This window comes from Thalassotalea sp. Y01, from assembly GCF_012932945.1.
Classification (GTDB): Bacteria; Pseudomonadota; Gammaproteobacteria; order Enterobacterales; family Alteromonadaceae; genus Thalassotalea_A.
This window is the reverse complement of the sequence record NZ_JABBXG010000001.1, coordinates 248,769-272,478: the sequence shown is the minus strand read 5'-3', so window position 1 is coordinate 272,478 and position 23,710 is coordinate 248,769. Positions and strand designations below refer to the sequence as shown.

Genomic DNA, 23,710 nt, shown 5'->3' with positions numbered 1-23,710 from the left:
AACTTACTAAGATAGAAACAAAAACGCCTGATAATATCAGGCGTTTTTCAGTTTTACATGCATCCAAGTTAATGCAAAGGCGAATTACTTGGTAATGCGCTTGTATTTCATGCGATGTGGTTCGTTCGCTTGTGGACCAAGAGTTTTCTTCAACCACGCATCGTACTCGGTGTAGTTGCCTTCAAAGAAGTTCACTTGACCTTCGTCACGGTAATCAATGATGTGGGTAGCAATACGGTCTAAGAACCAACGGTCATGGGAAATAACTAACGCACAGCCAGGGAATTCCAAAAGGGCTTCTTCTAGCGCGCGTAAGGTCTCAACGTCCAAGTCATTGGTTGGCTCATCCAACAGCAATAAGTTACCGCCGGTTTTCACTAGTTTGGCTAAGTGCACTCGGTTGCGTTCACCACCAGACAAATCACCAATGAATTTTTGTTGATCGTTACCTTTGAAGTTAAAGCGACTAACATAAGCGCGCGCTGGTACTTCATAGTTGCCAATACGAATGATATCGGCGCCTTCTGAAATTTCTTGATAAACCGTGTTGCTATCAACCATGTCGTCACGGAATTGATCAACGGACGCTAATTGCACGGTGTCACCAACGATAACCTTACCGCTATCAGGTTGTTCAGTACCGGATAGCATTTTAAACAGAGTTGATTTACCAGCACCATTCGGGCCAATGATACCGACGATAGCACCTTTTGGAATTGAAAAGCTTAAATCGTCAATTAATACGCGATCACCATATGACTTAGTAATGCCTTCAATATCCAGTACTTTGTCACCAAGGCGTGGCCCCGGTGGAATGTATAGTTCGTTGGTTTCATTACGCTTCTGGTTTTCTTGGCTTTGCAGCTCTTCAAAACGGGCCATACGAGCTTTTGATTTTGCTTGACGACCTTTAGGATTTTGACGAACCCATTCAAGCTCTTGCTTAATGGTTTTAGCCAATGCATTTTCTTGGCGTTTTTCCATTTCAAGACGGGCGTCTTTTTGTTCAAGCCAAGATGAGTAGTTACCTTCCCATGGAATACCTTCACCACGGTCAAGCTCTAAAATCCAACCCGCGACGTTATCTAAGAAGTAACGGTCATGGGTAATCGCCACAACGGTACCTGGGTAGTCGTGCAAGAAGCGCTCTAACCAGGCAACAGACTCGGCATCCAAGTGGTTGGTAGGCTCATCTAGCAACAACATGTCTGGTTTTTCTAATAATAAGCGGCACAGTGCAACACGGCGACGCTCACCACCGGATAGTACTTTGATTTTTTGATCCCATTCAGGCAAACGCAAAGCATCGGCAGCGCGTTCTAGAGCGTTTTCAATGTTATGACCGTCATGAGCGGCAATAATGGCTTCAAGTTCGCCTTGTTCTTTGGCCAAAGCATCAAAGTCAGCACCTTCTTCGGCGTATTCCATATACACTTGATCAAGACGTGCTAAGGCATCTTTTACTTCAGAAACTGCCTGCTCAACAATTTCACGTACCGTTGCTTCTTCATTCAATTCTGGCTCTTGCGGCAAGTAGCCCACTTTTGTACCAGATAACAATTTTGCATCGCCATCAAACTCGGTATCGACACCGGCCATGATACGCAGCAAGGTTGATTTACCAGCACCATTTAAACCAAGCACACCAATTTTGGCGCCAGGGAAAAATGAAATTGAAATATCTTTTAGAATGGTTTTTTTCGGAGGTACCACTTTTGAAACGCGGTGCATCGAATAAATAAACTTGTCAGGCAATGCCATCAGAAAACCTTTATCAGAATTAGAGTTATGAATATTGGCGTTATTTTAGTTGATCGGCCTTGTTTGTTACAACTAATTTGATGTATTTCATAACAGACTAAATGGTATTCAGCATATCGCTATCACTAGCGTCGATTTTCATCGGGCTATGTTTTTAATATTCACTGACAATATGTTATAAAAGTATTTATCTATTCATCGATCATAAAAAGTGAATTAATGTCGTTCATTGATTCGATAACTCGCCTGAAACAATATACATGTTGTTGCATTCGCGTTGTTGGAATAGTTTGTATTTACACGATTATGCCAGCGTTTGCTGAGATCGCTCAGTTTGATCAGAAAATGCAAAACATAAACGCATTGGACGACGCTTTGCAGGTGCAAACACAATTGCAAATGCTGTTGTCAGAGCAAGCTATCTCTTCGAAACAGACAGAACAAGTTTACCGAGAATTGGCGATGAGTTATTTTCAAAACGGTAAAGGCGAACATGCGTTAAAAACAGCACAGCAGGGCTATGATTATGCAACGCGTCAGCAGTTACCAGATATGGCAGCGCAATTTGCTAAACTCACCGGCATTTTTCATTATTTTCAAGGCAGTTATAACCAGGCGTTAGAGCGCTATAATGACGCTATTGCCTATTACATTAACGCTGATAACCCCATTCAGTTGGCGCACTTATACAATAATGTTGGTTTGGTTTTGGATAACAAAGGCGAGCCAACTAAGGCTTTGACTGTCTATAAAAAAGCCAAAGTTATATACGATGAAATCGGCGATGAAAACGATAAAGTTGATATTGCCTTTAACATTTCAGGTCTTTATTTAACACTGAAACAATACGACAAAGCGTTGCAAGTTTTGCCAGATATTATTGCCGCGAGAGAACGAATGCAACGACCCGCAGATGTCGCCCTAGCACACAGTAATATCGCCCTTGCCTATAAATATTCAGGTGAATTTAAACAAGCTGAACAATACACCTTTAAGGCTATTGAATACTACCAAAACGAAAATAAACATTATGACTTGGCGAGTCAATACAATAACTTAGCCGACCTATATACGGAAATGCGTGCCTTTAAAATGGCTGAGAATTACGCCCAAAAATGTTTGCATCTATCACAGCAATACGAACATATGAATTCTTATTCTAATTGTTCATTTATTAGTGCCCAGATCAACTACTACCATGGCGACTATCAAACGGCGCTAGAATTTGCCAGACGTTCATTAGACTTGTCTATTTCACAACAAGATGAACACCTAGAGCTCGCTAATCTGGAAATTCTGTCGCTTATTCATGCCGCACTTGGTCAACCACAGCAAGCATTTACATATTATCAGGATGCAAGAAATGGCTTGTTTAAAGTAGCCAATGGGCAATTGACTAAAGAGTTGGCTAATTTTGAGTCTGAACAGCTCAACTTGCAACTTGCCCATGTTGAAAAACAACGTGAACTAGAAAGCCATAACAACATAAAACGCCAACAAGCCAGAGATTTATTAACCCTGGTTTCGGTGATGTTATTAGTGGTTGTATTTTTAGCTTACCGAAAGCATCGTCACAAGAAATACACCAAACAATTGGAGCTGTTAGTAAAAGAGCGAACGGCCAAATTGCAGCAGACGACACAACAATTAACTCAGGCGAATCTAATCAAAAGCCAGTTTCTGGCGAACATGAGCCACGAAATCAGAACACCACTTACCGCTATTATCGGTCAATCTGAATCGATTATGTATGACGAAGTGCAAGTGAAAGATATTGTTACCGAAGTAAGTGCAATCCACAGTAACAGCAAACATTTATTGCAGTTGGTTAATGACATACTTGATTTAAGTAAACTCGAAGCCAATAAATTGGTACTTAATCGTACGGCAACGGATATTTCGCTGATATGTAGCGATTTGCAAAATATCTTTACTGAGCAGGCAAAACAAAAAGGCATTGAATTTTCAATTAATAATCAACTTCCCAGCCCTTGTGTTGTCGCAATAGATTACCTGCGCTTTAGCCAAATCATCATTAACCTGTGCTCTAATGCGATTAAATTTACTCATAATGGTCAAGTTAAGGTTGCTATCGGTTTCATTGATAAGCGTCTACAAGTCAGTGTTTGCGATACCGGTATCGGTATGCAAAAAGAACAATTAGCGAGTATTTTTAACAGCTTCACCCAGGCCGATAGCACCATAAACCGCCGTTTTGGTGGCAGCGGATTAGGTTTGTATTTATCAAACCAGTTAGCCAAATTAATGTCAGGTAGCATTGGCGTTGAAAGTGAAGTTGGCCGAGGCAGTCGTTTTACTTTCGTTATGGATGCAGAACGACTGACGCAGCAAGATAGGGAAATCAGCACACAAGAACTGCAAGAAGTTATTAACCAACCACTTGTTGGCAATATATTGATCGCGGAAGATCATCCGGATAATTTGCGTTTTATTTCACGTTTGCTAGAACATATGGGCTTGCATGTCTTTCAAGCCAGCAATGGCTTACAAGTATTGAATATCGTTGCTCAGCAGGCAGTAGATTTAATATTACTGGATATACAAATGCCACAAATGGATGGACTGGAAGTCCTACAAAAGCTGCGCAGTTCAGGCTACACAAAGCCGGTTATTGCACTTACCGCAAATGCCATGGCTCATGAAGTGAGAAAATATCTTGATCTCGGTTTTGATGAACACCTTAAAAAGCCTATAGAGCGTAATTCATTTATTCAATGTGTTGCGAAATACTATCAAGAGCCCGCATCTGCACAAGCGTCATTCGCTGATGACGCTGTGCAAACAACAAGCTTTGAGGATTTAAACCTTAGCTTTCAACAAAAACTGCCCATGTATGAACAGAAAATAGGCCACTACTATGCCGCTCAAGATTGGCAATCATTGCAACAGTTGGTTCATCAAATTGCCGGTGCAGCATCTGTATTCGGTCACGAAAACTTGTCAAATTTGGCTATTGCTCTGGACAAATTACTTAATCAACCAGAGTGTGATTGTGGTCATGAAAACGGCCAATGTGACGACTTGCTTATGCAACTTAGAGCGGCACTGAAAGCGTGATTCATTATTTATTTCGGCTTGTTGACCTGTAAACGAGCCAACACGCCTCTGCCTATATTAATCTATTGCTGATGGTTATTTGTTTCTGAATTTTGCCAAAATGATGCTTGCTGCTTCTGTTGAATGTCGTTTAACTGTTGGCGAACTTGAGTTTGTAAGAGTTCAGTTTCGCGATTTGATTGTGCTTTAGAATCCATATCTGTCGTCGTGTTAGAAACTACATTGCTGGTCAATTGTCCAGATTGTGTAACTGGCTTAGTGGCTATATCTAAGTCAGCTTGTTGTTGATCACTGGCGTATTGGCCGTTTACGGCGTACTCCAAGGTACCTATTTGCCCCTGCTTTATGCGAGAACGGAACAATTGCAGTTCCTTTTCAAGGTTGCCATTCATTTGTGCCACTGCCTTTTTAAAGCCCGTCGCGGAGTTTTCTTTTAAGGTCGCATCAAGGCCTAGCGCCGTGGAAGTGTCATCGACGATGCTTGTGCCAGGTGCTCTAAACAGTAATTTACGACTCTTGATATCAATTACCGCAGTATCAACCAAGGTTTGTACGCTGCTTTCACTGCCAGGGATAACGTACATGCCCACCAGCGTCCAATACAATAATGAGGCATTATTTTCGTCAGTGTTGGTGAGCTGATCAAAAGAGACCAGTGCCATTAAATCGACATCGTAGGTTTTAGCCACATGATCGAGTGCTTCAAATCCCTTGTCGCCTTGTAAATACATGCTTGGTAAGACTTGAATGCTTTCAATAAAATTATGTCTTTCAAAGGCTTGTTTTATTTTGTAGAGCAAATCTATTTGCGCACTATCATGAATGTTATTGAAGCTGTTGCCTTTATTTGGAACAAAGGCAATCGCCATTCGAACCGGCACTTTTATATTGGGCTTACTCGCGGTGTGTACGATGTTGGTTTGACCGTCGGGATATAAGTAATCCATTAGGTTGCCTGAAGACGTGGTGCGCTTGTCATGATCGCTGATCATCGAGTTACAACCGGTCAAATACAGTGTTGTTAAAATCCAAAAAAATGCATTGCGGGCGGTTACGTTAAACATGTTCATCGTATTTCCTTAATGTATTTATTAAATTAGGGGTTTTATCAAAAAGTTGCTTTTAAGCAGCCCCTAACTTTATTGATAAGGTAGGGGCCACAGGTGTTTTTCTGAGAGGTTATATAACCCGAATCGATTGCTTATTCGGCTCGGTGGATTTTGCTCTTGGCGCATTTGCTGTAGTAGCACTTGCGTGTGCAGGGCGCGAGCGGCTGCACAATAGGCCGAGTAACACCACCACAGTGATCATCGAGGTGCTACCACCACCGCCAAATGATGGCCGTGACTTTTTGTACATCGGTTTTTGTTGGTCGACACGGTTATGAGACACCGCTGCATGTTTGCGCTGATCGCGAGCCTTGTATTCGTTTTCAACGCGGTTTTTATTGCGACGCTCAATATTATGTGCGGCAAACTGCTCATCACGCATGACGATCATTGAGGTGTATGGGGTGACTAAACCATATTCAAGGGCAAGATCGGTAACCGCTTGTTCGCTGTCTTTATCGGCGCCAAGGTAATCCATTTTGTCTTGTAGGGCTTCGATGCTGGCAAATGCCCATAGACGCTTAAGCTCTGGGTTTTGTTCGCTGTCGTTAAAATCAAAACTGGTGTTAAAGGTTGTTTTTTGACCGGCAATTTTACCGCTAACTTCAACGTTGGCTTTACCTTGACCGTAATAGTGACCAAACACAATCAGTTGTTGACCACGATATACACTGCCTATTTGCTCGGGCGTTTGGTTGTTTACCTTAATACCACTTATTTTTACGTGCACATCTCGCATCGCTTGATGAGTAAGTTTTGAACTGGCTTGCATAATTTGACCGACGATATCATCACTGTTCGATACGTTCATGGCAAAACCGTTTGACAGTTTTGCCATGCCTTGCAGTAACGGACGGTCGGCACTGTTGCCCATAATGAAGGTAAACAAACGCACATCATATTGCTCTAATAGACGGTAAAATGCTTTTTTTTGTGTAACACCGACATTGGCAACACCATCGGTCACCAATAACACCGCAGTAGGGCGATCGCTATCAAGTTCTTTTAAAGCCATTGATACGCCATCATACAAATGGGTACTTCCACCTGGCTGCATAGCGTCCAACCGACTTAGCTGTTGATTGACGTTTTCTGCTGTGGCGTTAATAAAACCTGAGGTAAGCATATGCGCATTGTCGTTAAATATGATGATTTTAAATCGGTCATCGTGACGAAGTTTATCTAAGCCTTTACGCACACCGTCAACCATAGCGCTGTATTTGCCGTTCATAGAGCCGGAGTAATCGAGAACAAAAACCCAGTCACTGCCATTGTGTATCGGTGCTAAGTCCATACCAGGGGTAAAGGTCATCATAAATGTGCCTTTGTCTTTGCCCGGTTGTTTATGAGTGACAAGGTCAACCGAACCTGGCAAACCGTCTTGTAGGCGCCAGTATACGACGATGTCTTCATTTAACTGATAAGCCGGCGCTGATTGCGCCTGTAACTGCGGCTGGGCTTTTGCTGCGGCCGTCCGCTGACCTTCATCGACCATAGAGGCCGCCGAGTTACCCGACTGATTGCTTAAAGATACCATCCACTCATATTGCGATAACTGCTTGATTTGCGCATTGGCAATACTCGGCAGGCGAAATTGCTCAACGGGATAGGCGGAGCGATACAAAAGATTAAAACTAAACGCATGTTCAACGCTGTCTTTGTAGCTCCAGAAATTTAATTCTTGTTCATCGACACCACCGTTTTCCAGTGGGTAGACGTAACGACCAATTGAGGTGTCGATATGTACCGGTTGAATATAAGTTAAATGAATTCGTACATAATTATTGGCGCGCACTGGGTAAACTTGCGTTTCAAAGGTTTTGAAACTGTTTTGGCTAGTCTTCGCTACGTCACGACCGGCTTGTTTTTCCTGCTCATACAAGCTGTCGGCTTTTTGTTGAGTGACTACTTCACCCATAACAGGGGTGCCATCGATGTAGTAAACAAATTCCCCTAATGAGGCTTTTTCAGGTACAGGGAAGCTGTAGAGAGCCTCTAAGTCTTGATTGTTAGGATTGAAAAATACTTGTTCAACCTTAGTGATGGCGTAACCATTTTCGATCACCACATCGACATGATGTTCGCTTATTTGCAATTCAGGTAAAGCGCTGTTGTTAGGGGTTAGTAATCCCGCGGCAAACGCGCTATTGAAATTACATAAACCTAGGGTGATTACAACCGCCACCCATGCAAGTTTTATAAATGAAAGTAGAGTTTTCATAACCTGTCATCCTTTTAGTAAATGCTACTTAGTGATGACAGCCACCTTGGTATTTAATTGCAAATATTGCCACTTAAAGTTAACAGGTTGTAATATTTGGTGGTATTGGGTTCGAATATTGCTACCTTTTTATGACCTGAGGCTTTTTCTCTGGTGAACCGTTGTTAATTAAATGGCGTGATAAGCCATAGCGCCAGTTACGGATCGCAAGTACCACAGTCGCGCCATTTCGTTCTGTTAACGACAAACTGGAGTCTTCATGATTTAGGTCTTCAAACTCACGTGCTAAGCGACGCAGTTTGCGCTGAAACTCACCATTACTTTGTAGTGACAGCATACCGTTTAAGACAATGAGGCATTCGTCGTCAAGGTGAAATGAACTGTTGAAGAATTCCTGGCCTATGGTGCGTTGAAAAAATGTTTGTATTGGGCCATTTTCTAGCCAACCAAAATTGGCATCGACCAACAATTTTATGCGATTACCAGGCAGCAATTCGATGATTTTTAGTTTATCTAATTTGGTCAGTTTGCCAATACATTCCGGCTCAGACATCTGATAGTAATCGACAATATCTTGCATACGCCATTTGTTTAGCACGCAAACGGCGACCAAGAGTAGCGCAATATCGTTGGTGATCTCTGTTTCTTGTTCGACACTCAATTGTTGCAGGCGTGCTTGCTGCTCAGACATTTGTTTGACCAAGTCGGATATTTGCATATCCATTAACTGGCAAATCTGCTCTAGCCGTTGTAGCGAAAAATTTTCTTCGGAAAACAATCGTTTAATGCTAGCCTGAGATAAGTCCATATGTTTTGCCACATCGGCGTATGTGAAGCCATGGGCTTTTAATGCTTTTTTTAAAGTGACAAGCAGGGTCGTTGTTTGCGACATATTCACCTCCATGTTGTTAGGTTATCGAATGTTGTCAGAATATCGATGGTATTATTTTTTAATACTTACTGTCGATAATAATGCAACATCTCAGGTAATGGTAGTGTTTATTGCTTTGAACAAGCAAGCTAGGGACATTAAAAAATAATTAGGACAGTTTTCTTATGAAACACTTACTTGGTTTTAAGGGCTTTTTTGCTTACATCGTCATGGTGTTTATCAATGCCTTTGTCGACTTAGGCCATAAAATTGTTGTGCAAAACACCGTATTTAAAATTTACGACGGTGATCTGCAAATTGTCTTAACGGCGATATTGAATGCATTGATATTATTGCCATTCATATTTTTATTTTCGCCTTCAGGGCATCTAGCCGATAAATACCCTAAACCGCATATCATGCGTATCAGCGCCATTGTTGCTGTCGTTGCCACATCAATCATCACCTTTTGTTATTTCCAAGGCTGGTTTGAAGCAGCCTTTATTATGACCTTGATTATGGGCATTCAATCGGCAATTTATTCGCCAGCTAAGTACGGTTACTTAAAAGAGTTAATCGGCGTGGAAAACTTGGCGCAAGGTAACGCTAGCGTACAGGCGGTTACTATCGTATCGATTTTAGGTGGTACCTTTGTGTTTTCGGCGCTGTTTGAAATGATGGTTCCTAATGCTTCTGAGTTAAACACCACAACCATTATGCAATCGGTGGTGTGGTTAGGTTGGGGGTTTGTCGCTTTATCATTGGTAGAGTGGTATTACGCCAGCAAGCTGCCTATCACCAAACCAAAAGATGACAGCAAGAGATTAGAGTTAAATCAATACGTCAAAGGCAAGTATTTAAAAGATAACCTCAAGCTGATTTTATCTGATCGGGTTATTTGGTTGTCAATTATCGGCCTGTCTATGTTCTGGTCGGTATCGCAAGTGATGTTAGCGACGTTTCCGGCATTTGCGAAAGAGGTGCTGGCATCCGATAACGCGTTGGTTGTGCAAGGCATTATGGCCTGCACCGGTATTGGTATTGTTATCGGCTCTATCATTGCCGCTAAGGTATCGAAAAACCATATTGAGCTTGGGCTGATCCCGTTATCTGCGTTGGCGTTTACCGTATCGCTTGCCATCATTGCCTCGTTAGACTCGGCTTATGTGATGGCGGTGGTATTTCTCATTGCCGGAATCAGCGGTGGTTTGTTTATCATTCCGCTTAACGCGTTAATTCAATATCACGCCAAAGAAGATCAGTTAGGGGTGGTGCTAGCCGGTAATAACTGGGTGCAAAATGTCGCCATGTTAACTGGCTTAATCACGACCATTGGTTTGGTTACCTGGGGGATTAGCTCAGTAGGCGTGTTTTATTTGTTGTCGGCGTTAGCATTAGCTGGAGCGTTATACACAGTATGGCAATTACCGCATTCATTGGTGCGCATTATTGCCACCTTTGTGATGCGTCGTCGATATAAGCTTGAAGTCTTGGGTTTTGAACATCTGCCAAGCGAAGGCGGTGTATTATTGCTGGGCAATCACATCAGCTGGATTGACGGGCTATTAGTACAAATGGCCTGTCCTCGTAAGGTTCGCTTTGTTATGTTACGCAGCATATACGAGCGTTGGTATGTTAAACCGTTGGTAAAATTGTTCGGTACCATTCCTATCAGCCGAGGTAATTCAAAAGAATCTTTGGCGGCGGTTAACGAGGCATTAAAAGCTGGTGAAGTGGTGTGCTTATTCCCAGAAGGTGCAATCAGTCGTACCGGTTCATTAGGTGTGTTTCGCAGTGGTTTTGAGCGTGTCGTCGATGATGTTGAAGGTGCGATTATTCCATTTTACTTACATGGCTTATGGGGCTCACGTATGTCGAGAGCCAATAGTGACAAGCTGCGAAATAACACCATTAACGGCCTGCGCCGTGATGTGGTAATCGCTTTTGGTCAACCGTTAGCGATGAGCACTAATGCACAAGAACTCAAACAAAAAGTCTTTGAGTTGTCATTTGAAGCTTGGGAACATCAAACCAAGCAAACAGATCCTTTGCCTTTAGGGTTTATTCAAAGTGTTATGGATACGCCGTCTGCCGATGCCGTGGTTGATTCTAATGGCCAAGCGATATCGTATCGAAAATTATTGGCAGCTTGTTATGCCATTGCCGGTAACATAAAACGTCTAGACGATAGTCAAAATATAGGCTTGATGTTGCCCTCCTCAAGTGCGTCGGTAATTGCCAATATGGCCGTGCTTTTAAATGGCCAAACCGTGGTAAATGTGAATTACACCAGCAGTGCTGAAGCGGTTAATGCGGGGATGGACAATGCCGCGATTAAAACCGTGATAAGTTCGCAAAAATTCCTGCAAAAACTAAACAGTAAGGGCGTTGATACCGAAGCCATGCTTACCAATGTCAATGTGGTGATGATGGAGGATCTAAAGCAACAGTTGTCTAAGGTGCGTTTGTTCACATCGATGCTGGCTACTGCGTTATTACCTGCACGCTGGTATTATTATTTGTTGGCAAAACCCGTTGCCATTAATTCGCCCGCCGCCATTTTATTTTCAAGTGGCAGTGAAGGAACGCCAAAAGGTATCGTGCTAAGTCATCGAAATTTTAGTGCCAACATCCGTCAGATAAGTGATGTATTGCGCACTAAAGAAGACGACGTCGTTATGGGTACCTTACCGCCATTTCATTCATTTGGCTTGACGGTAACCACCTTCTTGCCGTTGCTTGAAGGTATTAAGGTAGTCTGTCACCCAGACCCGACCGATGTGGTTAATATTGCCAAAACCATTGCCAAACAAAAAGCCACTATGTTGTGTGCCACAGCGACCTTTTTACGCTTGTATGTGCGCAATCGAAAAGTGGAGCCGCTGATGCTCGACAGCTTACGCACCGTAGTCGCTGGCGCTGAAAAACTGCCAGAGGATGTGCGTGAACAGTTTAAGCAAAAATTCAGTAAGGACATTTATGAAGGGTATGGCGCGACAGAAACTACGCCGGTTGCCAGTGTGAATATTCCTGATCAAATGGATATAGGTGATTTTCAAGTACAAACCGGCAGTAAGCAAGGTACCGTGGGCATGCCCGTGCCGGGTTGCTCATTCCGAATTGTTGACCCAGTGAGCATGGAAACCTTACCGGCAGAAGATGATGGCTTGATATTGATTTCCGGCAGCCAGGTGATGTTAGGTTACCTAAATGATGGTGAGAAAACCACCGAGGCGATCATTGAACTTGATGGTCGCCGTTGGTATAAAACCGGCGATAAAGGCCACTTAGATAAAGACGGCTTTTTAACCATCGTTGACCGTTATTCTCGTTTTGCCAAAATTGGTGGTGAAATGGTTAGCCTTACAGCTGTCGAATTACAACTTGCTAATGCCGTAACGGATGTCGAGTTTGTTGCGGTAAACATTCCCGATGCGAAAAAAGGCGAGGCCATAATCGCTCTGACAGAGCATGACATTGATCTTAACGAAGTAAAGCAACTGCTGATTGCCAATCATTGTAATGCGTTAATGATCCCATCTAAGCTGTTCAAAGTGGATGCGTTGCCTAAGCTTGGCAGTGGCAAAACAGACTTTGCCGCGTCGAAAAAATTAGCACTACAATTAGCCTAGTAACGAGCGGAAGTGGCTGATAACGGGTGTAGATGTGACGCTTTTTAGCCGGTATTAACTAGACATTATCAGTATTGAAATCTTGGCTTAGTGCCAACTAACCAGCGCTTTAAATAGCGCGATTACTTGACGATGCTTAATTGAATATTGCACCGTTTCAACAGTCGATAAAAAGTCGTTCGTGATATTTTAAGTTGTCGTGCAGCGGCAGAAATGTTGTGGTTATTATCACGCATGGCGTTAATTAAAGTTTCACCATCGATGTCGGCACGTTGGCGTAACAAGCGAACATTGTTACTGTAAGAATGTTGCTCTTTTATGCCTAAATCGTCGACTGTGATTATCTTAGTATCGGCCATTATTAATGCACGTTGCACACGATTAGCAAGTTCTCGAACATTGCCTGGCCAAGAATACTTTTTCATAGCGTTAATCGTGTCTTTGCTATATCGGTAGCTATTATTTTGTTCACTATATTCATTTAAAAAGAAGTTGGCTAATAGACTGATATCTTGTGCTCTTTCCCTAAGACTTGGGATAGTGAGTTGTAAAACATTGATGCGATGATATAAGTCTTCACGGAACTTTCCTTCATCAATGGCTTGCTCTAAATCGACATGGGTAGCAAAAATAACACGGCAATTGACATCAATAAGCTTATGGCCGCCAATACGTTCGATTTTGTGGTTTTCCAAAAAATGCAACAAGCTAATTTGTTGATCTAGTGGTAAATCACCGATTTCATCGAGAAATAATGTACCGTTATCGGCTCGTTCGATATGACCTATATATTGTTTATAGGCATTGGTGAATGCGCCTTTTTCATGGCCAAATAGCTCTGAATGAATTAATGTCGGTGGCAAAGCACCACAGTTGATGGTAATAAATGGCCCGCTTCTACGGTGAGACTGGTTATGAATGATTTGCGCGCAAAGGTCTTTACCTGTTCCTGTTTCACCGTTTAGCAATACCGAATTATTGCATTTGGCAATTTTCGCCAGAACAGAGCGTAGCTCTTTTATTGCTAGGGTTTCACCAATCAGTTTAGGGCTATCTGAATGACTATTTACCAGTAGATGGGATGTTGCCAGCTTTGCGATGCCATGGGCATGGCCCAGTTCATAAATCAGTTGTTGGTAATTTAGTGGGGGATGAAAAAAGTCATTAAAAAATAATGGAATTTTGTTCCTGCTCGGTTTTTCTAATAAACCTGGAGATTCAATAACCGCGAAAAAACGGATAGCATTAAATTGCTGTTTTAGTTTCTCAATACAGCTGAACGTGCGTCGATAGTTGCCTTCGTTGAGAAAAACCAAAGCTACTAAAGCCTTATTCTGTTCAATATAATGACGGGCAGATTTGAGATCTTTGGCAATAAAGTAATCCCATCCCGCTTGATGTAATTTTGATTGCCAATTGTATGTGTTGTTGCTTTCGTTTAGAACCAATAAGGCTCTGTTTTGTGATCTTTCAGGCGATTCCATCGTCGTCACACTGTTCCTTTATATAGCGAAAGCCGTACCTATAAAGGCCGGATGTATCTGTTTCAGCAATTAAACGATAGGTTACCAATACCTATTTGGCAAGCAATCTGGTAACTCCGGAGTTGATTTTTATTGAGCAAGTGTCTAATTATTGCATCTTTAGGTGCGTAATGTTTTTTTGAAAAAAGAGATCAAAAAGCCCACACAAGGTGGGCTTTTTACTTTTGATAAAAATAACAATGAGTTATTTATTGTTTTCCATTAAACCACGTCGTTCTAGCAAGTAGTCAGGGTTTGGCTCTTTACCACGGAAACGCTTGTACATTTCCATTGGGTCTTCAGTACCACCCGACTCTAATACGTTTTTACGGTAGCTTGTTGCCGCTTCTTGGTTAAAGATGCCTTTCTCTTTAAAGACTTCCCAAGTATCTGCGTCAAAAATGTTTGACCAAATGTATCCGTAGTAGCCAGACGAGTAGCCACCGGCAAAGATATGCGAGAAGTAAGTTGAACGGTAACGCGGGGCGATCTGAGAAATCAATCCGATTTCTTTCATTGCCGCTTCTTCAAAAGCGTCTGCTTCTTGCAATTCTGCCGTTTCAAGAGTGTGCCACTTAAGGTCTAACAAAGCGGCTGCCATGTATTCCGTTGTTGCAAAACCTTGGTTGAATTTACCTGACGCTTGAATCTTCTCAACAAGTTCGGCTGGGATTACTTCACCCGTTTTGTAGTGCTTAGCAAATTGCTGCAATACTTCTGGCTGTGTCATCCAGTTTTCCATAACTTGTGACGGGTACTCAACGTAATCACGTGGTAGTGATGTACCCGTCAATGAACGGTAGTAACCGTCAGATAAAAGACCTTGGATAGCGTGACCAAATTCGTGGAATAAGGTTGACGCTTGATCGAATGTCAGTAGTACTGGCTCATCACCAACAGGGGCTGGGTAGTTAAGTACGTTGTAAATAACTGGCTGTGCATTCTCACCATACATTTTATATTGCTTCTGGAACGAGCTCATCCATGCACCACCGCGCTTAGATGAACGAACGTAGAAGTCGGTCATGTAAACACCAATGGTCGAACCGTCTTTATCGAATACTTCGTAAGTGGTCACGTCAGGGTGATACTTTGGTAGGTCATCACGTTGCTTAAAGGTAACGCCCCATAATTTTTCAGCGGTATAGAACACACCTTGCATGGTGTTATTCAGCTCAAAGTATGGTTTGGTGATTGATTCATCAAGGTCGTATTTTGCTTTACGAACTTTCTCAGAATAGAACCACCAGTCCCATGCTTCAAGCGTACCTTCAAAGCCTTCACTTTGTGCGTAGGCTTGCATATCGGCAACTTCTTGCTTAGCACGGTTTAATGAAGGCCCCCAAACACGGTTCAATAGGTTGTAAACGTTTTCAGGCGTCTTCGCCATGTTGGTTTCTAACACATAGTGAGCATGAGTTTTGTAACCTAGCAATTGCGCACGTTGGTATCGAAGCGATGCCATTTCTGAGGCGATGGCTTTGTTATCGTTGGCGTTGTCGTTATCACCACGGTGTGTGTATGCGTAGAATAATTTTTCACGCAACTCACGATTGGTTGAATAGGTTAAGAATGGGTAGAAGCTTGGACGATGAGTGGTGAATACCCACTTACCTTCATGACCACGCTCTGTTGCGGTAGCTGCGGCTGCGGCAACGATGGAATCCGGGAGACCTGCTAGGTCTTCTTTGTTATCAATCACCAGCTCAAAAGCGTTGGTTTCAGCTAGTAGGTTCTCACCAAATTGAATAGACAACTTAGAGATTTGTTTGTTTAATTGGCGAAGTTTAGTTTTATCTTCGGCGTTCAAGTTAGCTCCAGCGCGAACAAAACCTTTGTAAGCATTATCAAGTAATGTCTTTTGCTCGGTATTAAGCGTTAATGAATCTTTTTGTTCATATACTGCTTTAACACGGGCAAAAAGGGTTTCGTTTAAGTAAACGTCGTCACCCATAGCAGATAGCTTAGGCGAGTACTCTTTTGAAATGGCTTGCATTTCAGGCGTCGACATTGAACCGATTAAACCGTAAAAGGTGTTGGTTACTTTGGTTAGCAAGTCACCTGATTTTTCCATTGCTTCAATGGTATTTTCAAAAGTAGCAGCGGCTTTATTGTTAGCAATTTTGTCAATGGCGGCAATTTGCTCTTCCATTGCACGATCAAATGCCGGACGGTAGTGCGACATTTTGATCTTTTCAAATGGCGGTACTTTATATGGTGTGGTGTAGTCAGTGAAAAATGGGTTAGAAACAACAACATCAGCTTGAGCAACGGTTTTCTCAGCTTGACTTGACTCTACCTCATTGTTGCCAGCGTTACAGCCAGCTAATGCAATAGCAAGGGCTATTGGCGATAAAATACGTGCTTTCATTAAAAGCTCCCTGTTTAAAAATAGGTTGCAGTGCAGTCGTTTAGCTCACTAAAAGTGAAAGGATAAGCAAATACACCACTAAAATAAAAATTAGTGCATTCGTTTTATAACAAAGTGAGCTGCAAGTAAAACACTTCTTGACTGATCGGGAGCTAAACTTTTAATAAATACCAAATTGTTGTTACGAAAACATTACAGGTTGACTGAAAAGCTTTACTTAGTAGCTGCAGAGGACTCTGATTACTGTGCTAAGTATTGCTTCATAACATAATCAAACGAGGATTGCGGCTGTGCACCAATGATCAGTTGTGCCTCTTTAAGGGTATTGCCATCTATTTTACCAATGACAAATGCCGGCGTTCCGGTCACACCTATGGCTTTGCCCAAGGCAATGTCTTCATTTATTTTGCTTTGATCGGTTTGCTTAAGACACTCATTAAAGGCATCCATGTCGAGTTGCAACTCGCTGGCAACTTGTTGGTAATACTGCTCTGATAATTTACCCATGTTATTAAAAAACGTATTTCGTAATTGCCAGTATTTTTGCTGCTTGTTGGCACAAAAACCTGCGACAGCTGCACCTCTAGCTTTTGGGTGAAATGACAACGGAAAATCACGAACATAATAGGCCGCCTTGCCCGTCTTTATAAAGGTTTTGTCAACATACGCAAAGGTTTGATCGATAAAACGTTTACAGTAGGGGCATTCAAAGTCTGAAAATTCAATAATGGCTACGGTAGCATCATCACTACCTAATTTAGGTATGGTATCGCCTCGATTAAAATCTTCTAAGGTACCAAGCTTTCTCGATTTTGGACGTTGTGAGCTCATGGCGATTTCATGAATGTCAGCTACTTGTTCAGCTAAGGTAGATATTTGCGTTTGCAATTCTTGTATTTGTTTTTCTAGCTTTTGATTGTTGTTTTGTTGATTGGCGTTTGGATTGCTCGGCTCATTGCAACCACTGCAAAGCAAAATGAGGGCGATAATGACATTATATTTCAGACAGATATTCATGGTATTCATCCTGTACCAGATTTTTTGGGAGTGCTTGGGTTTTGTTAAAGGCAAACCTGTAATTCAACATCGCTAATACAACCTGTATTTATGCTACAAAGTTTAGGAAATGAATGGCAATAGGGCAATCACGAAAGGCTTTATTGCGATATTGGTTCAATGTTTTGCCAGCGTTACAAAATAGTGAATATTTTTTTCTAACAGGTGTTGTTGATTCTTAAAGAGTTTTTAATTTTCGGTTAAAAAGTGTTCTTTTTGTGGTTGAGTTGTGAACAGGGGGTTTGTTAGTATGCTTGACGTGTCTTGCTAGGACACTGTCCTTAAAGGTAAGCGACTGCTTACCTTTTTGTGTTTTTACTCATTATAAAATTACTCGGCATAAACCGAGATTGTTGTTTAAGTAATTCATCGATAAATCAAATAGATATGAAGAATACTTGACGACAAATTTAGGGGAATTTGTTTTGAAATTTATGTCTGCACTAAAGGCAGAGGGGATTTTTGCGCTAAAAATCTCTTACCTGTTTTTATTTACCACGATATTTCTAAGCTGTATCAATACGGCTTATGCGTCTGAAAAAAAATCCAATGATCGTAATGTTGAGGCTTTGCTTTCCAACCTTGAACAACAATCTTTAAAGCTTTCAAAATTGGCAAAAAGCAATGATAAGTCGAAGCTGCATCAACAAGCTGTACTTGATCTGGCTAAACAACGACATGCCGGGTTACTAGAGCTTATCGAATATTCGCCAAAAGAGGTGCTAAAGCTAGCTATTCCTAATAACAGCCAGAATAGTAAAATTCCCCCGTATTTATTGAAAAAACGCAAACTGTCTGGGCAAATTGAGGTGATCTATCAGGATTCTCCGCGACAAGGTCAAACAGAGTTGCAATACACTCTTATATCTGACAATAAGCGATTTCGACTAAAACCTACGTCTGGTAAACCTTTGCAAGATATACGCTCTGGTGCACAAGTTGTTGTTGAGGGCATTGAACTGCAATCAGCCCAAGAGTCATATATTGTGTTAGAGCAATCTCAACTTGAGCAAAACATTGTTTCACAAGCCTCTGCAGTCTCGAGTTCAGCAACGATTGGCGAGCAATCGACCCTTGTTATGTTGATTAACTTTGCTGATAACGCCGATGTAAAACCATGGACGCCAGAGCAGGCTGAAAGCCTGGTATTTGGCGATGTAAACGCCTTTGTTGAAGAAAACTCATATGGCAAAACATGGCTAACCGGTTACGTTGAAGACTTCCAAACACTTCCTATCCCACAAAGCTGTGATTCATGGGATATCTATGTGGCTTCGCGTGATGTTATGGACGCTAAAGGTATCGATATAAACGCTTTTGACAAAATTATTTACATTTTCCCTGAAAATGCTGCATGTGGTTGGACAGGTAAAGCGACTCTTGGTGGTGACCCAGGGCGAACCTATATAAATGGCTCATTCACGTTAAATACCATAGCCCACGAATTAGGTCACAATTTTGGCTTGCAACACGCCAATGCCTTTGAATGTGGTTATCAATCAATTGCCGATAACTGCTTAAACATAAGTTATGGCGATAAAATTGATGTTATGGGGGCCTACGGAAACGAAGGACACTTTAATGCCTTTAATAAAGAGATTTTGAATTGGGCTAACGATATAGCACCGAGCATTGACATTATTTCAGAAAGTGGTGATTACCTAATCAGCCCGTTAGCCGATTCTGACGTGCCCGGTGTCAAAGGCGTTAAACTGTTGCGTCATCAAGACGCCAATGGTAATCATTATTGGTACTACCTTGAATATCGTACAGCACATGGTTTTGATGATTTTCTTGCGAATACGCCGGCTTTGACACAAGGGGTGATTGTCCACTATGCCAGTGATGCCAATATTGAAAGTTCTCGATTTTTAGATATGACACCAGAGAGTGATTTTTATGATTGGGATGATGCAGCGTTGCCTCTTGGCCAGCAGTTCCATGACGCAGATGCAGGTATCACCATTGAACCGGTACAAATTACAGAACAAGGCATTTTGGTAAACGTACAGCTTGATCAAGCGCAGTGCCTGCATGCTCAACCGACAATAACGGTGCAAGAACCGGCTACTTGGAAACCAGCTGGCGAGAGCGTTAGTTATGTCATCACGTTAGCCAATAATAATAACACTCACTGTGCAGCAACAGGTTTCGATTTAACTGCGATGTTACCGGACGGTTGGAGTGCTGAACAGTTGCAAGTCGTGCTTGAATCTGGTCAGTCAGTGGTTAAAAACCTTGTTGTCAGCTCATCAACATCCGCAGCGGATGGTTTTTACAATATTGATTTTACTGCGACCAATCAAAGCAGCCCTGAATATAACAGCACGGCTAGCGCTAATTTTGTGATTGAATCGCCGCTACCTGAATGTGTTGCTGTCACACCGCAGTTGCAGTTGATATCTCAATCGCAATCTGTTGTTGCCGCAGGTGAGGCAATTACCTATCAAATGTTAGTGACCAATCTAGATAATGAAGCCTGTGATTCGAGCTCCTATTTATTGGACACCGTGGTGCCACAGCAGTGGCTGGCCGAGTCTAAAACATTGCAACTTGCGCCACAGCAGAGTCAACAAGTCGAATTGACAATAACATCGGCAGAGGCAGCGTCAACAGATGATTATCAGTTGTCGGTCTCGGCGAAAAACAATGCTAATGCAGACTTGATTAGTTTTGTTGATGTTAACTTTAGCGTTGATAGAACATTAGCGTGCCAGCTTTCAACCCCAACGTTGACGCTAACATCGGCAGCATTGCAACAAGCAACAGCGGGGCAGTCATTGGAGTATCAACTGCTAGTAGTGAATAATAATAGCAGCGATTGTGATGATGCTGATTTCACCATCTCAGCCGATGTCCTGGCGGGATGGCAAAGCAACTCTGTGACGGTAAAAATGGCAAGTGGTACGCAAAAAGCTGTCTCAATTACTGTTATCTCAGCACAAAACGCTGAATCTATGGATTACTCGATAATGTTGTCGGCGGTAAATAACGCTGATGCTAATTATAACGCGAATGCCCATGCAACTTATCGTGTACTGGAGACAGTCAATAACGCGCCAAACGCGGTTAATGATGTTGTAGTGTTGTCAGCAAAGAGCCCAATTGACATCAATGTGCTGAGTAATGATTCTGATCCCGAAAATGATAATTTAGTGGTTAGCGCTGTTACTCAAGGCAATAAGGGCAGTGTTACTGTTTTATCCAATGGCATGATTCGTTACAGCCCAGCGAAAAGCTTCAAATCAACGGACAGCTTTAGTTATACCATCAGTGATGGTGTTCACCAGTCGACGGCAACGGTAAACATCAGTCTACAATCATCCGGTGATGATGGCGGTGGTGGCAACGGTGGCAATGGTGGCAACGGCGGTGGCAAAAAGCCTAAAGGTTAACATTGTATAAACACACATAAAAACAACAAAAAAGCCAGTAAGTTTATGCTTACTGGCTTTTGATTAATGATTGTTAATATTTACCTGAATAATTAAGGTTCCATTGTTTGCACTGTAATATCAACAACAATATCTACAGGCGCACCGCCATCATCATCTGCAACCGTGATGACAAGCCCATTAAGTCCAGACAATGCTGCATTAACATCAGCACCTGCTGGATCAAATCCTGGCAGTAACTCAAGAGTAAATGCACACTTATAAGTGCCGCCAACCAAAATATCTGGATCGGCTGCAAAGCTACAGAAACTTAAGCTGGTCTCTGCACCATAAGCATAGCCACTGACAGACTCATTGCGAACTATGAATGTACTGGCAACCGTCGCTCCATCAGCAAGTGTTACTCCCCCTATTTTGATGTTGGTGATATCAACATTATCAACCCCGCCATTTGCCAAGACTACGTAAGCATTAAGCTTAAAGGCAACTTTAGGAGTCACTTGCAATGGCACATCGGTGAATTGCACGTCAGCGTCATCGTTGGCATTTAACATGGCACCATCGCTATCGGTACCGTATATTTTTGCGACATTTGTCCAGGTGTAGCCTTTGTTACCTTGGACATCAAGATCAATTTCACAACTTGCCCACTCACCTGGTAGCAAAGTGTAACCAGAGCTAAGAGGTGCACTGGCGACAGCACCATCACTGTCTTCGGTGATCAGACAACTAGATGTTAAGTCGCTTAAAGCGCCACCTGCGTTAGCGGTATCAATAAGATCTTCGAGTTTATCGAATGTCACACTATCCACACCAGCACCATCAACACTGAAACGATATTTGTAGCTCAAGGTACGAACCAAGGTTGGGTTATCACCGGTCTCTTCAACCATGTAGGTAGTACCATCAGCCGCATCTTCGACGGTTTTAACCAAATCAATCATTGATGGGACATCAGTGAAGGATACCGTCGCTGAGTTCATCGCCGTATCTGTATCGCCTTCATTATCAGATGCAATTGCGGTTACCGTATTTTGATGAGCTGGATCGCCAAAGTCGCCGCTGATCATTTCGGTAAATTTACAGGTATAGGTGCCGCCCATTGCAATAGTGCCACCGGTTGCACAATCGCCGTTACCGACTAGATTGCCAAAATCGCTATCTGTTAACGTATCTAGGGTGACCGGGGAATCAAATGCGCCTGAATTATTGGTAACCACTATGGTAAATTCAACATTTTCACCGGGCTCTAATACGGACGTCTTACTTGGCGTTTTGGTCACGCTGATATCTGGTGGTAGATTAGTGACGGTGACTCGTTCAACGTCACTACAGGTTTCATCGGCGGCCGCAGCCAAGCCCACAGGGCAGGTTGTTGGATCACCAACCCCAGCACCGTTTTTATCTACTAGCATAGCGACTACGGTATCATCGTATTTTTCCGGACTTTGATCATTTGGTAAGTCGGTATCGACAATGGTAACCGTAAAGGAACAGCTATAGGTCGCACTTGGCGCTATTTCGACACTTGTTTCACCTGATGCAGGTTTTTGACATGTGCTCGCGGTGAGGTAGATTCCGTCTGTGCTACCAGCAGTTACTGGTGTACTCCACAAATCAACAGAAACATCGTAATTGCCGTCGCCAGTGATATCAATTTCATCAGTCAAGCTGGTAATAAACAGCGATGAGGCACTGCTTGTGTTGGTAAAGCTGTAATCAAATGAAAATGCACCACCAGGTTCAGGTCTTGTTACAACACCGCTAGGTGTTTTGGTTGGCATTGGTGGATCTGGGCGAATAAAGATATCAATATTGAAGGTATCACAATTACACTTCGATTTGGTGTTTGGGATTTGCCCTGGATATGGATCGGCAGCTTCGGTACAGTTATCACGCTCAATGTTGTCCCAAGCGGCACAATAATTAAAGTCAGCTCTGTTATCGCCATCTTTATCGATACACAACATGGTAACGGGTTGTTGTATTAATTGATAGGAATCAACGCCACCTGATTTTTCAATATCACCACATCTGTCGGTATCAATATCAACGTATGCACCAACGTCTGGATTTGGCGATTTAGGTAGTGCGATAGAACAATAATCCGGGTAGGCCACGCCTGTTGGTGCGCCAGTGCCAAGGTCGGCCTGCACCATTTGTGGGCTTTGCTCGGTTAATGGCAAATAAAAGGTGGTATCGTACCGCTCTTTTGCATTGGTTTGGACCGTAAGGTCGGCATTGAACGTTATGACTTGACCGGGCGTACATTCCGTAACAGAAATATTATCAACTTGAGTTATTTCAACATCGTTTGCGGTACAGTTTAATGCGTCACTGGGCAAAGAATTGCCGGGCTCAAGAAGATAGGCATCAGCCATACATTTTTCAGATTCAAGATTTGGAAAAATCTCTGCCTTGGTTGTAGGGATACTGAGCATACCAACAATCGGTATACTAAACAAACACGCTTTAATAGTGCGCGTCAGTCGTTTACTGTTTTGTATATCCATAGTGATTCCATCCTGTTTTATCTCTTGTATTTCGAAAATTGGTGCGTCGCGAATCTTAACGAACCACAGATTGCGTTTTAAAAGTGATGATTAGCTGTGTCCAAATAACAATAAAAACGATTCTGCGGCTGAGAATGGCACTAACCCGAGCGCACAAACACATCTGCAATAGGCAAATAT

The 23,710-nt window shown here is 42.5% G+C and carries 11 protein-coding genes; 3 read left to right on the top strand and 8 right to left on the bottom strand.

Annotated elements, in window-relative coordinates; genetic code table 11:
* Window positions 1–84 precede the first annotated feature (84 nt).
* Window positions 85–1,761: an energy-dependent translational throttle protein EttA gene (gene ettA / locus HII16_RS01035; RefSeq protein WP_169126645.1), complete on the bottom strand. Its 1,677-nt coding sequence runs from the start codon at window positions 1,759–1,761 to the stop codon at window positions 85–87.
* A gap of 306 nt (window positions 1,762–2,067) precedes the next feature.
* On the opposite strand from ettA, the gene HII16_RS01030 reads away from it, so the two are divergent.
* Window positions 2,068–4,839, top strand: coding sequence for a sensor histidine kinase (locus HII16_RS01030; RefSeq protein ID WP_169126643.1), 2,772 nt, complete (start codon window positions 2,068–2,070; stop codon window positions 4,837–4,839).
* A 62-nt stretch (window positions 4,840–4,901) separates the two neighbouring features.
* Here the strand turns inward: HII16_RS01030 and rhlP are convergent, their stop codons facing one another.
* The 3 genes from rhlP to HII16_RS01015 all read right to left on the bottom strand — a co-directional run bounded on the left by rhlP (window position 4,902) and on the right by HII16_RS01015 (window position 9,061).
* The gene (gene rhlP / locus HII16_RS01025; RefSeq protein WP_169126641.1) at window positions 4,902–5,909 is read right to left on the bottom strand and encodes a rhombotarget lipoprotein; all 1,008 of its coding nucleotides are present in this window, start codon (window positions 5,907–5,909) and stop codon (window positions 4,902–4,904) included.
* Window positions 5,910–6,018: 109 nt separating this feature from the next.
* Window positions 6,019–8,169, bottom strand: a complete 2,151-nt coding sequence (locus HII16_RS01020; RefSeq protein WP_169126639.1) for a VIT and VWA domain-containing protein — start codon at window positions 8,167–8,169, stop codon at window positions 6,019–6,021.
* A gap of 121 nt (window positions 8,170–8,290) precedes the next feature.
* Window positions 8,291–9,061, bottom strand: coding sequence for a helix-turn-helix transcriptional regulator (locus HII16_RS01015; protein ID WP_169126637.1), 771 nt, complete (start codon window positions 9,059–9,061; stop codon window positions 8,291–8,293).
* 164 nt (window positions 9,062–9,225) lie between these two features.
* On the opposite strand from HII16_RS01015, the gene HII16_RS01010 reads away from it, so the two are divergent.
* Window positions 9,226–12,672 (top strand): acyl-[ACP]--phospholipid O-acyltransferase, encoded by a 3,447-nt coding sequence (locus HII16_RS01010; protein WP_169126635.1) that lies wholly within the window; start codon window positions 9,226–9,228, stop codon window positions 12,670–12,672.
* A gap of 122 nt (window positions 12,673–12,794) precedes the next feature.
* Here the strand turns inward: HII16_RS01010 and HII16_RS01005 are convergent, their stop codons facing one another.
* The 3 genes from HII16_RS01005 to HII16_RS00995 all read right to left on the bottom strand — a co-directional run bounded on the left by HII16_RS01005 (window position 12,795) and on the right by HII16_RS00995 (window position 17,583).
* Window positions 12,795–14,156: a sigma-54 dependent transcriptional regulator gene (locus HII16_RS01005; protein ID WP_169126633.1), complete on the bottom strand. Its 1,362-nt coding sequence runs from the start codon at window positions 14,154–14,156 to the stop codon at window positions 12,795–12,797.
* Between the two features lie 244 nt (window positions 14,157–14,400).
* Complete coding sequence (locus tag HII16_RS01000) at window positions 14,401–16,566, bottom strand: M3 family metallopeptidase (RefSeq protein ID WP_169126631.1); 2,166 nt, start codon at window positions 16,564–16,566, stop codon at window positions 14,401–14,403.
* Window positions 16,567–16,806: 240 nt separating this feature from the next.
* Window positions 16,807–17,583, bottom strand: a complete 777-nt coding sequence (locus HII16_RS00995) for a thioredoxin domain-containing protein (protein ID WP_169126629.1) — start codon at window positions 17,581–17,583, stop codon at window positions 16,807–16,809.
* Between the two features lie 473 nt (window positions 17,584–18,056).
* On the opposite strand from HII16_RS00995, the gene HII16_RS00990 reads away from it, so the two are divergent.
* Window positions 18,057–21,017, top strand: a complete 2,961-nt coding sequence (locus tag HII16_RS00990; protein ID WP_169126627.1) for an Ig-like domain-containing protein — start codon at window positions 18,057–18,059, stop codon at window positions 21,015–21,017.
* Window positions 21,018–21,109: 92 nt separating this feature from the next.
* Here the strand turns inward: HII16_RS00990 and HII16_RS00985 are convergent, their stop codons facing one another.
* Window positions 21,110–23,530, bottom strand: a complete 2,421-nt coding sequence (locus HII16_RS00985; protein ID WP_169126625.1) for a DUF11 domain-containing protein — start codon at window positions 23,528–23,530, stop codon at window positions 21,110–21,112.
* Between the last annotated feature and the right edge of the window lie 180 nt (window positions 23,531–23,710).

Bases quoted from the DNA above. Each gene is read 5' to 3' on its own strand.
- HII16_RS00995 (WP_169126629.1), bottom strand. From the start codon at position 17,583: ATGAATATCTGTCTGAAATATAATGTCATTATCGCCCTCATTTTGCTT.
- HII16_RS01015 (WP_169126637.1), bottom strand. From the start codon at position 9,061: ATGTCGCAAACAACGACCCTGCTTGTCACTTTAAAAAAAGCATTAAAA.
- ettA (WP_169126645.1), bottom strand. From the start codon at position 1,761: ATGGCATTGCCTGACAAGTTTATTTATTCGATGCACCGCGTTTCAAAA.
- HII16_RS01005 (WP_169126633.1), bottom strand. From the start codon at position 14,156: ATGGAATCGCCTGAAAGATCACAAAACAGAGCCTTATTGGTTCTAAAC.
- HII16_RS01020 (WP_169126639.1), bottom strand. From the start codon at position 8,169: ATGAAAACTCTACTTTCATTTATAAAACTTGCATGGGTGGCGGTTGTA.
- HII16_RS00990 (WP_169126627.1), top strand. From the start codon at position 18,057: ATGTCTGCACTAAAGGCAGAGGGGATTTTTGCGCTAAAAATCTCTTAC.
- HII16_RS00985 (WP_169126625.1), bottom strand. From the start codon at position 23,530: ATGGATATACAAAACAGTAAACGACTGACGCGCACTATTAAAGCGTGT.
- HII16_RS01010 (WP_169126635.1), top strand. From the start codon at position 9,226: ATGAAACACTTACTTGGTTTTAAGGGCTTTTTTGCTTACATCGTCATG.
- rhlP (WP_169126641.1), bottom strand. From the start codon at position 5,909: ATGAACATGTTTAACGTAACCGCCCGCAATGCATTTTTTTGGATTTTA.
- HII16_RS01000 (WP_169126631.1), bottom strand. From the start codon at position 16,566: ATGAAAGCACGTATTTTATCGCCAATAGCCCTTGCTATTGCATTAGCT.
- HII16_RS01030 (WP_169126643.1), top strand. From the start codon at position 2,068: ATGCCAGCGTTTGCTGAGATCGCTCAGTTTGATCAGAAAATGCAAAAC.